The organism is Lacrimispora sanguinis (assembly GCF_044987295.1).
Lineage (GTDB): Bacteria > Bacillota > Clostridia > Lachnospirales > Lachnospiraceae > Lacrimispora > Lacrimispora celerecrescens_B.
Window position 1 is genome coordinate 3,167,014 of sequence record NZ_CP173277.1, and the last position, 12,890, is coordinate 3,179,903.

The 12,890-nt window shown below is 39.6% G+C and carries 13 protein-coding genes and 1 pseudogene; 9 read left to right on the forward strand and 5 right to left on the reverse strand.

Features of this window, described 5'->3' with window-relative positions:
* Positions 1–67 precede the first annotated feature (67 nt).
* The 9 genes and pseudogenes from ACHZES_RS14690 (at position 68) to ACHZES_RS14730 (ending at position 5,470) form a co-directional block, all read left to right on the forward strand.
* Positions 68–196 (forward strand): hypothetical protein, encoded by a 129-nt coding sequence (locus tag ACHZES_RS14690; protein WP_404820237.1) that lies wholly within the window; start codon positions 68–70, stop codon positions 194–196.
* Between the two features lie 39 nt (positions 197–235).
* Positions 236–931 carry a class I SAM-dependent methyltransferase gene (locus tag ACHZES_RS14695; protein ID WP_395547262.1) on the forward strand — a complete coding sequence of 232 codons (696 nt, stop codon included), beginning with the start codon at positions 236–238 and terminating at the stop codon, positions 929–931.
* Between the two features lie 59 nt (positions 932–990).
* Complete coding sequence (locus ACHZES_RS14700; protein ID WP_008981868.1) at positions 991–1,500, forward strand: GNAT family N-acetyltransferase; 510 nt, start codon at positions 991–993, stop codon at positions 1,498–1,500.
* Between the two features lie 60 nt (positions 1,501–1,560).
* Positions 1,561–1,884: a hypothetical protein gene (locus ACHZES_RS14705; protein WP_004613237.1), complete on the forward strand. Its 324-nt coding sequence runs from the start codon at positions 1,561–1,563 to the stop codon at positions 1,882–1,884.
* Positions 1,885–1,954: 70 nt separating this feature from the next.
* A complete protein-coding gene (locus ACHZES_RS14710) occupies positions 1,955–2,716 on the forward strand; it encodes a bifunctional 2-polyprenyl-6-hydroxyphenol methylase/3-demethylubiquinol 3-O-methyltransferase UbiG (protein WP_164979758.1) in 762 nt (253 codons plus the stop codon).
* A 37-nt stretch (positions 2,717–2,753) separates the two neighbouring features.
* Entirely contained in the window at positions 2,754–3,248 is a 495-nt protein-coding gene (locus tag ACHZES_RS14715; protein ID WP_008981870.1) for an HD domain-containing protein, read from the forward strand.
* Positions 3,249–3,310: 62 nt separating this feature from the next.
* A pseudogene (locus ACHZES_RS14720) lies at positions 3,311–3,553 on the forward strand (GNAT family N-acetyltransferase); the annotation flags it as partial.
* 151 nt (positions 3,554–3,704) lie between these two features.
* Positions 3,705–3,989 carry a hypothetical protein gene (locus ACHZES_RS14725; RefSeq protein ID WP_395547261.1) on the forward strand — a complete coding sequence of 95 codons (285 nt, stop codon included), beginning with the start codon at positions 3,705–3,707 and terminating at the stop codon, positions 3,987–3,989.
* Positions 3,990–4,051: 62 nt separating this feature from the next.
* On the forward strand, positions 4,052–5,470 hold the full coding sequence (locus tag ACHZES_RS14730) for a relaxase/mobilization nuclease domain-containing protein (RefSeq protein WP_395547260.1): 1,419 nt from the start codon (positions 4,052–4,054) through the stop codon (positions 5,468–5,470).
* Positions 5,471–5,523: 53 nt separating this feature from the next.
* On the opposite strand, the gene ACHZES_RS14735 is transcribed toward ACHZES_RS14730, so the two are convergent.
* From ACHZES_RS14735 to ACHZES_RS14755, 5 genes are read right to left on the reverse strand one after another with little or no spacing between them, the layout of a single operon-like run.
* A complete protein-coding gene (locus tag ACHZES_RS14735; RefSeq protein ID WP_404820238.1) occupies positions 5,524–5,964 on the reverse strand; it encodes a DUF6985 domain-containing protein in 441 nt (146 codons plus the stop codon).
* Between the two features lie 17 nt (positions 5,965–5,981).
* The gene (locus tag ACHZES_RS14740) at positions 5,982–6,560 is read right to left on the reverse strand and encodes an HNH endonuclease (protein WP_395547258.1); all 579 of its coding nucleotides are present in this window, start codon (positions 6,558–6,560) and stop codon (positions 5,982–5,984) included.
* A complete protein-coding gene (locus ACHZES_RS14745) occupies positions 6,560–9,856 on the reverse strand; it encodes a helicase HerA domain-containing protein (RefSeq protein WP_395547257.1) in 3,297 nt (1,098 codons plus the stop codon). Before ACHZES_RS14745 ends, ACHZES_RS14740 begins: the two co-directional genes overlap by 1 nt.
* Before the next feature lie 20 nt (positions 9,857–9,876).
* Positions 9,877–10,566, reverse strand: coding sequence for a hypothetical protein (locus tag ACHZES_RS14750; RefSeq protein ID WP_395547256.1), 690 nt, complete (start codon positions 10,564–10,566; stop codon positions 9,877–9,879).
* A gap of 14 nt (positions 10,567–10,580) precedes the next feature.
* Positions 10,581–12,890: a dynamin family protein gene (locus ACHZES_RS14755; RefSeq protein WP_395547255.1), complete on the reverse strand. Its 2,310-nt coding sequence runs from the start codon at positions 12,888–12,890 to the stop codon at positions 10,581–10,583.

A 12,890-nucleotide genomic window follows, 5' to 3' on the forward strand; every position in this document is an offset into this window, starting at 1 on the left:
ATTGATAAATCGGAATTTTTATAAAGAGCTGATCCAAAAAGCAGGCGCTGAAACGGAACTTGTCTATATGAAAGCCAGTAAAGAGCTTTTGCAAAAAAGACTATATAAAAGAAATCAGGTCTTAAATGCCAATTCGCCGTTTGTGATAACAGATGAAATATTGGAACATCATTATCACGCATTTCAGGAGCCATAGGGCGAAGGAGAAAAAGTAATTTTACAGAAAGAGGATATTATGCAGTATTCAAAGGAAGAAAGTAAAGCAATCTGGAATCAAAACGCTGAATTTTGGGATTGTGCAATGGGGGATGAATCAAATGATTTTCACAGAGAAGTTGTCCGCCCCAAAGTAACAGAGCTTCTAAATCCTGATCCAACAGACTATATTTTAGATATTGCCTGTGGAAATGGAAATTATTCTGCATATCTTGCAGAAAAAGCTGTCTCTGTTTTGGCTTTTGATTATAGTGAGAAAATGGTGGAACTGGCAAAAAAGCGCCAAAACCGGTATGCTGATCACATTGAGTTTTGTGTAGCAGACGCCACGAATGAAACAAGTCTGATGGCATTAAAAAGAAATAAGCCGTTTACAAAAGCAGTCTCCAATATGGCGGTCATGGATATTACCGATATTAAGCCGCTTTTTACCTCTGTTTATAAATTGCTTGAGGATAACGGAGTATTTGTATTTGCGACACAGCACCCCTGTTTTGTAACGCTTACAGAAAAATATATGACGCCGCACAGCTATTACGATATTGCGATTGAAGGACAGCCGCAAAAACAATGTTATTATCATCGTTCTTTACAGGATATTTTTAATCTGTGTTTTGATACCGGATTTGTCATAGACGGATTTTACGAAGAATGCTATTTTAATAAAGAAATCCCGGATATTATCATTGTCAGAGCCATAAAAATTGAGAGGTAGATAGTAGATTTGCCATTTCCTGTAATTGTAAAAAGCTTAAAACTATGTAGGTATCTATTTTGATTATAAGACAAGAAAGACCAGAAGATTATGATACGGTATATCATGTTGTAAAAGAAGCATTTGAAAATGCTGAATATACAGATGGAAATGAACAGAACTTAGTTGCTGCGTTAAGAAAAAGCAAATCGTTTATTCCGGAACTTTCTCTTGTTGCTGTCGAGGACGAAAAAATTGTAGGACATATTCTTTTTACAAAAGCAGTTGTTCAAGGGGTTGAGGTTCTTGCGCTTGCCCCTCTTTCTGTATTACCCGATTATCAGAACAGGGGAATCGGATTATCTTTGATGAAAGAAGGACACAGTATAGCACATAAATTGGGATATGAATATTCAGTTGTTTTGGGACATTCCAAATACTATCCAAAGGCAGGATATATTCCGGCAAGTGAGTGTGGAATAAAAGCGCCATTTGAAGTTGACGATGAAAGTTTTATGGCACTTAATCTTAACGGAAGTCAAAACAAATTAAATGGAGTTATTGAGTACGACAAGGCTTTTGGGATATGATGTAAAAATTAGAATTTATCAGAAAATGAGGAATAGTTGAAATGGAGGCGCTATAATAACATGAAGATTGAAGGGAACCAGAAAGAACTGGATGCAATGGTAGAATTTCATAAGGGAAACCGTGTCGAGGGACTGAGACTGCAAGAAGAATTTGCAGCGGAATTTCGTAAGGAGTATAAAGACAAAGATCACTGTCCTTGCCTGAAAGCCTGTCGTTATCACGGAAACTGTAAGGAATGTGTAGCAATCCACAGAGCGCATCAGGAACATGTTCCTAATTGTATGCGACCATTGATTAATAAAAAATTGAAATTGATGTCAGAATTAACAGAGCATACCTTGGCAAATGAAATAGAAGCTCCACATGAGATTTTAAGAAAATAGGCAAGACAAATTCCCGTTTATTGGGAAGTCGCAGAGAACGAAAAATCGGAAGTTTACAGCGAGGTGAAAGATGTTGAATTATGTAGAATATGGAAAAGAAAACAAATATGATGATGATATATTTTTTCAAAAATACAGTCAAATGAGTCGCTCACAGCAGGGACTAGCCGGTGCAGGAGAATGGGAAACATTGAGAAAGCTGCTGCCGGATTTTAAAGATAAGCGTGTGCTTGATTTAGGATGCGGCTATGGATGGCACTGTATTTATGCGATGGAACACGGAGCGTCTTCTGTTGTAGGTGTTGATATTTCTCATAAAATGCTCGAGGTAGCCAAAGAAAAAACACATTTTCCACAGGTTGAATATAAATGCTGTGCTATAGAAGATGTGGAATTCCCAGAGGAGAGTTTTGATGTAATATTAAGTTCACTTGCGTTTCACTATGTAGCAGATTATGAGATTTTAGTAAAAAAGATATATAGAATACTGAAGTCTGGTGGTAAGCTAGTTTTTACGGTTGAACATCCTGTTTTTACTGCCTATGGAACACAAGACTGGTATTATAACGAAAAAGGAGAAATACTGCATTTTCCGGTGGATAATTATTATTATGAGGGCAAACGAACAGCTGTGTTTTTGGGAGAAAAGGTTACAAAATTTCATAGAACACTGACCACATATCTAAATACACTGCTTTCAAATGGTTTTATAATAAATCATATTGTGGAGCCGCAGCCGCCGGAATACATGATGGATATTCCGGGGATGCAGGATGAAATGCGCCGTCCCATGATGCTGATTGTATCGGCGAACAAAAAAGTAGATAGATAGAACTAAAACACCTATAAGGTATAAATGGAGGTAATTTATGTTTAAAGAAAAAATTATTATAGAGATGAAAGAAGTATTCAAAGAAATTCCTTTTGGCATAGAGCATACTCTCAAAGTTTTGAAAAATGCAGAAGATATAATGAAAGGAGAAAATATCGGAGAGGAAGAAAAAGAATTCATCAGTATTATTGCTATACTACATGATATTGGTGCGGTTGAAGCACAAAAAAAATACGGTTCTATTGATGGTGTCTATCAAGAAAAGGAAGGACCAGAAGTAGCGAAAGAAATATTAAAAAAGGTAGGCTATAACAAAAATATTGATAGAATATGCTTTATAATAGGCAACCATCATACTCCATCTAAAATTGATGGACTTGATTTTCAAATACAATGGGAAGCTGATTTGCTTGAAAATTTAACGGTTATGGATAAAGAAAAAGAACAGGAAAAGATAAAAAAGTGTATAGATGAAAACTTTAAAACAAACACAGGAAAAAGGATAGCTTATAATCGCTTTATTTTAGATTAGTAGTAGATTATTACAGTTATGTATTTTATATCGCAAAGAAAAAATAGTAGTTAAGTTTAACCCTAGGGTTAAATGATGAATATGTTGAGGGCATTTTTGTTTCTGGTGAAATGCAATCGCAGGGTATAGGTAAAATTCTGCTGAATTATGCAAAGGATAAAAGGAATAAGTTGTACTTGAACGTATACCAAAAGAACGCACGGGCAATATCTTTTTATAAGAGAGAAGGATTTGAGATTCAGCATAGTGGCTTAGATGAGGCTACCGGAGAAAAAGATTATGTAATGACATGGCAACACAAATAGAAATTCCAGTTTGTTGAACTGAATCCGAAAAGCATTAGGGCGCAGAGGAGATAGAATCCTTTGCGTCCTTCCTTTTTTATACAAGGGTTGACATCATTGCGTTATTGCAGATACCCTTGTACAATGTAGTTAGAAGAAAGGGGTTGTTCCTATGAAAATGATTTTGAAAGTATTGGCACTGCCGATTCTGTTCGCTGTAAAATTGATTTGCGTTCTTGGAAATCTGCTTACAAATGTTGTGTCCTATGTGATTGGCATACTACTTTTGGTTATTGGCGGCTCTGCGATTTACTGCATTGTAAAGGCTTTGTGGCAGTCCTTGCTTATCCTTGTGGTTCTTGGAATTGCGACAATAGCAGTGGTTTTCCTACTCGTCTGGGCTGTTATGAAAGCTGAGAATATAGGAGAAAGTCTGGGCGCATTTATCAGGTCATAAGATAATATCAGAGAAAAGTCACCGACCGGTGGCTTTTTCTTTTTTGGAAGGAAGTGATGGGAATGGCAGCAACAAGATTGATTGCGCTCCATGTGAATAAGGGAAAGACGGTCGCTCAATGTTTGGCAGACAGAACCGACTACTCACAAAACGCCGCAAAAACCAATGATGGCGAATTTATCAGCTCCTATGAGTGTGATCCAAAGACAGCGGATGAAGAATTTCTGCTTTCCAAACGGCAGTACCAACACATTACCGGCAGGCAGCAGAAGAACAATATCATCGCATACCAGATACGCCAGTCTTTTAAGCCGGGAGAAATCACTCCGGAAGAAGCGAACCAGGTCGGCTATGAAACAGCGATGCGATGGACAAAGGGAAAACACGCTTTCATCGTTGCGACCCACATCGACAAATCCCATATTCACAACCATATCATTTATAATTCGACCTCGCTGGATGCTACACGGAAATTCAAAAACTTCTTCCTTTCCGGCCTGGCAGTTCAAAGACTCAGCGATATGGTTTGCCTGGAACACGGTCTATCCATTATTACTCCCAAGCCGTATCGGGAGCGTCAGAAAAGAACCGTTTATCCCAAGAAGCGTACCCAGCGTGACGAATTATGTGATGCGATTGATGTGGTGCTGAAGCAGAAACCAAAGAGCTTTGATGGCTTTGTTCAGGCTCTGGCTGACATGGGATTTGAGTTCAAGGATGGAAAGCAGCCTGCGTTCAAGGGCAAGAATCAGAAGCGTTTCATTCGGCTGCGTTCTCTGGGCGAAGGATATAGCAAAGAGGAAATTCAAGCAGTTATCTCCGGTAAGAACCTGCACAAATCAAAAGGCGGCTCTGCCAAGGCTCCTGCCCCGAAGCAGTTCCAGATGCTTATTGATGTTCAGGCAAAGATGGCCGAGGGTAAGACGGTCGGTTATGAAAAATGGGCGAAGAAGTTTAACCGAAAAGAAGCTGCCCGTACCGTCATTCTTCTGAAAGAAAAAGGCTTGGGAAACTACGACGATCTGACCGCTCATATTGAAAATCTGTCTGCCCGGTTCGATGCGCTTTCTGATTCTATCAAGGCCGCAGAGAAGCGGATGGTTGAGGTTCAGGCGTTGCAGCAACACATCAAAAACTATCGAAACACAAGGCAAATCTATATCGAGTACCGCAAGTCTGGATATAGCAAAAAGTTCTTTGAGGAACACCGTCAGGAAATCACAATTCATAAAGCGGTGAAGCAAGCCTTTGACGAATTGCAGATTACAAAGCTTCCATCCACGCAATCGTTGTATGAGGAGTTTCATCAGCTGGCAGTCCAGAAGAAGCAAGATTATGCGGAGTACCGTCAGATCAGAAAAGAGAAAGAGGAACTGCTGATTGCCAAACGGACGGTTGAAACGATTTTGAATATCGACAGGCAGAAAGAGCAAGAAAAAGAAAAAGAGAAAGAGAAAGAAAAAAAGAAGAACTTCCGTTAAAGCAAAAAGCCACGGCTATGCTCCGATTGGAGTGTAGCTGTGGCTTTCTGTTCTTAAAGGAATATATCCTGAGATCCTATCTCTACATCTGGTTTCAGTTGAATGGCAATCCCATGCTCGTCCCACGGGCAATCAGATAGAACGAGAATGCCGCCATCTTTCTTGAATAGAATGGTTTTGAGTGAGATAATCTGTGCTAAATCAGACGGAGTGTTAACCATTCGGGCACCACTCCAATACTCAGCAAACTCTTGACAATTATCATTGATATATCCAGAGGTCACATCATAGAGAATATTGTCTACTTCAGTGAGATTATCTTTTAACCACTGATAGGCATTACGCTGCTCGTCAGTAATAGGTTTACCAGAAAATGCTTTTGCTACGATGGTAATATCCCATTCTTTTCCGAAGAAAGAAAGAGTCTCTTTTTTGAACCATCTGTGTTTATAAATCATTTCACCGAATACTACATCGTTAGTCATTACATCCATTCTTTTCACTTCCTTTCTCATGCGTCCTTATTCTGCTTGTATTCAGACACACCGCCTGAATGTGGAATATTAGCATGAATTTCATTTGGTACTTTTTGCATGGTCTTGCAGTCCTTACATTCATGCCATGTGTAGTTGTTTTCTTTTCTCCATTTTTCAACTTCTTCTGGAGTACATCCTCTTTGCTCAGCCATTTTTTCATCAGCTTGCTCGAAGTTTGAATCACGGTTGTCGGTAAAATCATCTATTTCTACCGTGCCCCGTGCAACCTCTGAAAAGTCAGGCTCGCCATCGTGGAATGGAATACCGTCAATGCCGTATTTTTGCAATAACTCACCCCAACTAAGATTGTCAGGATTGCTATATGGATGTTCTGGATTTCTGCTTTTCTCAAGAGGGGTATTCTCAGGGTCTGGTTTCCATGTCGAATCACCTGCTTCGCCAGTCCATTCGCCACCGCTGCGAGGAAGAAATCCAGACTTTTCAAATTTGATTTTTATATCCAGTTTCTCAACGGAAATTGATTCTATGTTTGGTTGTTCCTTTGGCTGAGGAACATCAATCATAACTTTTTGGAAATTTTCAAATGAACTCATTAGCCTATCCCTCCTTTGGTTTTGGATTCGACCCATTCCTTATAGAATGGTATGCCGTCAACACATTTCTCGCTGTAATCTTTCAGGAGGTAGTGGCTAAGTGTAAGCAAAACTTCATCCGAAACATTATCTATCTTTTGTGCGATCAAAGTATTAAGGTGGCAATTAAATCCTAAGTCATTAAAGGTCACTTTCCTCGTATTTTCTACAGCTGTTGATAACCCCATAATGTCAGTAACAAGTTGAGCTTGCTTTGAGAAACAACCATCTTTCCAAATGCTTAACCGTCCTGTTGTGCGGTATTCTCTAAGAAGTGAATACAGAATAGCTTTTGTTCTTACAGTGCAATTACATTTCTCTACAGCATTAGGCAAGGTGGAAATGTCAATTTTGTCAGGGTGATCTAATCTTTTTTGAGCAACGAAATTCACGAGAATAGTTGTTGCCTTTTTTACTGCCTGTTCATCCTCGGTAATAGAACCACTTTCGATAAACTCTTTTTCTTCTCCAGCGAATTTATCAATCTTACATAGAACTGGTTCAAGCCAATCGTTTTGATAGATGACTGCAACGCCTTGAGGAAGTCGTGTAATCTCGTCAATTTGGTTATCTTTCAGTGCAGCCGCTTTTCCAGACACTCTACGATCAGATTCTTCCGGCAATCTCATAATTATCTTAGTGTTTGTATTTCTAATTGCGGAAATATCAACAGTTCCTGGAGATTGGTCTGCAATAATAAAGCCTTCTCCATAAGTTCTCATTTCTGCAATAGCATTTGAAATCATTTCGACGGATTTCCCTGCGATGTTACTTCCCTCTGGATTTGTATTTTGAGAATGATTACCAAGGATATTATGAGCTTCCTCCAGCACGGTGATATGCTTCAGCTTGTTATTCGCTTTTGTTTGGCTACTCATTCTGTGTTCTGAAAGTCTCATCACAAGGATACCCATGATTAAGGCTTTTGTTTCCTGTGAGCCTATTCTGCTCAGATCCACAACAATATTTGTGTCAAATAAAAGATTGTTGTCGATTTCGTTCGAAGAAAAAATCTGACCATTAAGACCATTTGTGAGAGAGCGAACTCTGGTCGTAAGGGAGCCTACATAATTCGATTTGACTTCCTCAGAGTAATCGGATTCTCCGATTACCTTAATTAGCTGTTCCAACAAATCCTGAAAAGTCGGGAATAGCGTTTCAGAAACCGTATTTTTCGATGTAGTCAAATCCCAACCGCAAGCACTGTAAGAAGCGAGAACTGCATCTTTAAGCACCGCTGGCATGGCGGCATACATTGGCCAACACACATTGAAAATCTCAATCAAACGGTCAATGTGTTCCAAGACATGAATCTTCTTAGGAAATTTGAAAGGATTGATTTTCAATAGTTTTGTATAGGCTGGATTAGTGCCAAAAACAGAAACATTTCGCTTGTGACCAAAAACGCCTTTATATTCGCCCTTTGCAGGTTCGATTACCATGAAAGAAATGGAATCCCTTCTGGTTGTAGTGAGTTTGTCTAAAAGGGTATATACAGTATTAGATTTACCACTACCAGTAGCACCGACAATAAATGTGTGCATAGCGAGACTATCAACATCAAGTTCAACTTTTGATGTGCTAATTTCACGTCCCATGCTAAAAATATTGCCAAGCTGGATTTTATCTCGTTCAGGATGAGAACTGTATTTTACAACATCCTTTCCAAAATCAATATGTTCAATAACCGGGAATCCGCAAACGGAGTTTCTTGGAAGTCCCATGTGGATTGCCAATTCGTTGCCGCTTACTAAACTGGTAGGAGTTACCGGAATTGTATAGTCGTTGATTGAGTATGCAAATACAGGGTGTATGAAGTTACGAACATATTTTGCGATTTGATCATTTTGGGATGTTGATTCTGCAATCAATTCTTGTGGTTTGTTCCAAGTGTTGATTGCAGATACTTCAAGCCCAGAATTTTCTCCACTCATTAGAGCTTTGTAAGTAGCAGCAGCAACTTTTGATACGGAAGAATCCGCACTCATAAAGTAAGCGGCACATTCCCACATACCAATGCTTTCAAATTCAGAAAGACGCTCCAGCTGTTTATCAATTCGTTCAAGCATTCCGATCAGAGGCTTGTTCTGGATTGTCAGCTGCAAATTTTGGCTCTCTCCAGAAGTTATTCCCAGAGAGTGAGCTAAACTGTGGGATGTTCCAATAGTTGTTGTTCTACTTTCAGAGTCGGAGGTTCCAGAAGAAGTGCTAACGCTTCCGCCACCATGAGTTATGCTAACTGTTTTGTTGGTTGCGGTAGATACAGCCGCACCGACTAAACCGCCAACGGCACTACCAATAGCAGCACCAGCCACGGTTCCCGGACCAGGAATAATACTACCCACAACAGCACCGGCGATGGAAAGGGTTGAGCCAATCGTACTGCCAATTTTGCTTCCTAAAGTTTGTTCGGATGTGGATTTAACAACTCCTGTGTTCTGAGACGCAGTTCTGTTTTCATTTGTCGTGTGAGTATTCCCCTGAGACTCGGAAAGATTTTCACTATCTGTTTCGGTATCGGTAGTTGATGTTGATGAGTTTTTTCCATAGTTGACCATTATGTTTGCATAAGGAGACAACTGTGTATATATATTTTCGTATCCCTGTCTCACGAGATTCAACTGGTCTTGAGAAGTTGAATTTGCCACAATTACCGCAGTATATCTACTTCCTTGCATTGCAAGAGCGAGTTTTTCAAGCCCCTGTAAGTATTCATCGTTATCAATGAAATCTTTATTCTTGTTGTTGGCTACACATGAAACGGCAGATATTGAATCAGATTCAAATGAGTTTAACAACGCTTCAATTTGGCCGGTTCTTAGGTTTTCGGTTTTTGTACCAGGAAACTGTCCCTTCATTGCGTTGACAAGTGCAGAGTACGATGTCTGTGTGCTGTTTTCTTCCGATAAAGAACGGATGCCAAGGTAAAAATCGGTTTTTGTTCCATCGCTATCAATAATAGTAATGATAGCACTATTAGTAGCAGCAACAGCGTTAAATACACTTGCGAATTTATATGTAGCAGACTCATCCTTTTCGTAAACCATCTCAGTGATTTTGAAAAGGCGGATCTTTCCCGTGCTATTGGTAAGTTGTTTTTCTTCTAATGGAATAACCGGCATATCGGGAAGCATCGTAATGTAGTTTTTTAAGACAACATCATCAACGAGCTGAAAGGCAGCAGAAAAACCATTCTGCAATTCCTGCATTTGCGGAACTGTTAATGATGTTTCAGATTTTACAATTTGCTCTGACATGGTTCTGTGCCTCCTTTATCCTATTTTCTTTTGTTATTTGCTTTAGTTGCAATTCCAACTCCTGCGATTGCAATTCCAGCTCCTATAATGACTGGTTTCACAGTTGCGATTCCAACGGTAGCTACCACGGCACCGCCAACAATTATTGCACTTCCAAGGTCAATACCTACTTCTGTTTTACCTTCATCAGAGCTGGATTTTTTCTCGGTTTCACTAACGGTGCGTCGTCCGGTACGATTTTGACCGCTGGAACTTCCAGTGGATTGTACTCTATGATGAGTAGCACTTTCCTTTGGATGAGTTTGAGAAGCCTTGTTCGGCACTTCACGCTCACCAATTATCGTCTTTCCTGTGCGTGAAGGTTTCCTATCTTGGTTCGTAGGTTCACTGACAGGTGCTTCAACAGGGTCTTTCTTGCTTAATACCACTCGAATAATATCTTTGATGTGATTTAGGCGTATCATAGAGAAATTGGAAACAACAGCAACAAGTTGTTCGTTGAGGTATTCCTTGTTCCAGTTTAATGGTTCCAGTTCCAACGGTGCATTGTCATGTTCCTGGAGAACTGGCAAACGACTATTAGCGTAAGAGAATGCTTCTTCAAAGGTTGCAAATGTCTGGTCTACTATCAGATAGTTAGACAAGTAGCTACGAATTTGAATTAGCTCGCCTTTGTCAACAAATTCCTTAAATTCAGGTGCTATGCTCATTATCAACTCCTCCTTTATATTTCAAGAATTGCTTCAAGCTCGTTTTTTACTTCCTCAAGGCGAGCAAGCAGCTTATTAGCATCTTCAAGAGCCTTTTTAGATGCTTCCTTAGAACTTGTTGCTTCTCGTAATTCTTTTGCTTTGGCTGCAAGAATGCTATCTACTTCATCAAACTGTTCATAGAAGTATTCTTTGATGCTATTAGTTTCTTCTTTTGCGTAGTCCAGGATTCGCTCTCTTTCCAAATGGAGAGAGTTGATAATCGGACCCACCATAGAGTTAAACAACTTATTCTTACTGATGAATGTGATTTCTTCTTTAACTTCAACGGGGTAGAATTCTGTTTCTTCGTATTCAGGGTTGAACCATCTCAACGGATTCAAAACACGCTTCAAGCCACGGGCTCTCTTTGTGACGGTGCGAGAGCGAGATTCGGTGTGTGTTTCAGTACGGCTATCCAAAGAAGAATCCATAACATTGTCTGCGTTAAGCTTGGCAAGATTTCCCTTTACAAAAGAGGTCAGATCAATGGATAATCCATCCGAACTAAATTCTTCGCTCAAAGCAACCAGTTTCTTGATATACTCGTCTAAAAGGCGACGGCTTTTTGCCTCAATATCTTCGTTTAGAAGCCTTGTAACTGCAACTTGGAACTCATCCTGTTTTTGACCTGCGAGTTTGGAAAAACGCTTAATGAATTGAAGGGCATCGTCTTCCTCCATTTCGTTAGCGCAGTTTGAAAAGAAATCAGTAAGGGTAGTCTGAACATCTTTGATCAGGTGATCAACATCTGTACTTAGTTTCGTTGTGATCTCAAGAGAAGCAATTCTTTTCTTGAACGCATCATTTTCGGTCTTACTGGTCAGTTTCTCCTCTAAACGATCAATCTGTCCTTGTAACTTTTCCTGCTCTTTTTCACGAGAAGCAATTTCACGCTTTGTCTGTTCAAAGGCTTCAGCACTGTCCAGCCCATGCTTGAATGTGTTTACAACATTAGTGATTTTCGCTGGACGACAATATTTTGTTACATACATACGAATCGTTTCTTCAATTCCTCGTATGCCTGTATGAATTAGTGCTTGTCCCAAAATATCGTTGTTTTCTATTGCTTCCTGCAATTCAGCATCAATTTGAGTTTGGCAGCTATATACCAAGGTAGGATACCTTTCCAGGTGAAGTTGCTCCTGGTCAATCAGCTTCTGAGCAATCGGTTCAAGTTCACGCATGATTTTTTGCTTTTCGGCTTCATCCTGTGTAGATTGATAACGCCTAATTAAGAGAGCAGGATGTGCTGCGGCAGGGAAAATGTTAGGATTATCAATTCCCATTTCTTCAAGATAACGAATTGTATCTGGAATAGTCTCCCCAGCGATGTCATCATCTTCCTCGTCGTAGGCATCCAGTTTATTGATTACAAACATAAATCTCTCACGAGATTGCTTACCACCAACACTCATGCTGCGTGCAATTCTTTTAAGAAATTCATCCTGAGCTTCATCGTGTAGCTTACCGCCGTTCATAACAAACAGTACTAACATTTTCGAGGACTGATCCAGAGCTTTTGCAGTAACTAAGCCGTGATTTTTGTCTCGTGCATTATCAGGACCCGGTGTATCTATCAGGATAAGTGAAATCTCATCGGATGTTACGAATGGAATATTGCCCGAAACATGAACCTCACTAACATCCGGGTTCTTATTCAGAGAAATCATAGTTTTATAGTCTAAAACGGAATGATGCGCTAATTCATTTTTATCACTGTCATACGCAACAGCCTTGAATGTATCGTCATCATCGTCTTTAATCTTTGTGATGGTTGCTGTACACGCTCCTTGCTTGGAAGGCATCAGTTTTTTTCCAAGCAAAGCATTGATAAGTGTGGATTTACCTGCACTCATGGTAGCAACAACATTTACTTCAAATTCTTCATTGAATGCCTTATTAAAAGCATCACTTACAGCTGGAGATTGAAGCTCGTCAAAAGGTAATTTGCGAACTTTTTCAAACAGTTTACGAATATCTGCTTCTTTTTCGCCAAACTCTTTTGCAGGCATTTTTTTGATTGTGATTGTCAATCCATCTTTTTCGGCAGCTTTTGATGATGCCAAAAGGTCTTGATAGTCCAGTTCTGTGCCATAGAAAGTAATAACAAATTCATCGTCATTATATTCATCTGCGAGGAGAGAAGGAATCTTGTCAACCCATAGTTGGAAACGCTGATTTAAGAATTGAATCAGCTTGCTATCTTTTTTTGGTTCTTCGCCATTTACTTTTATGGCAGAAGTTAGTTTATAAGGGTTATGCATTATAGTAACATTCTGCAT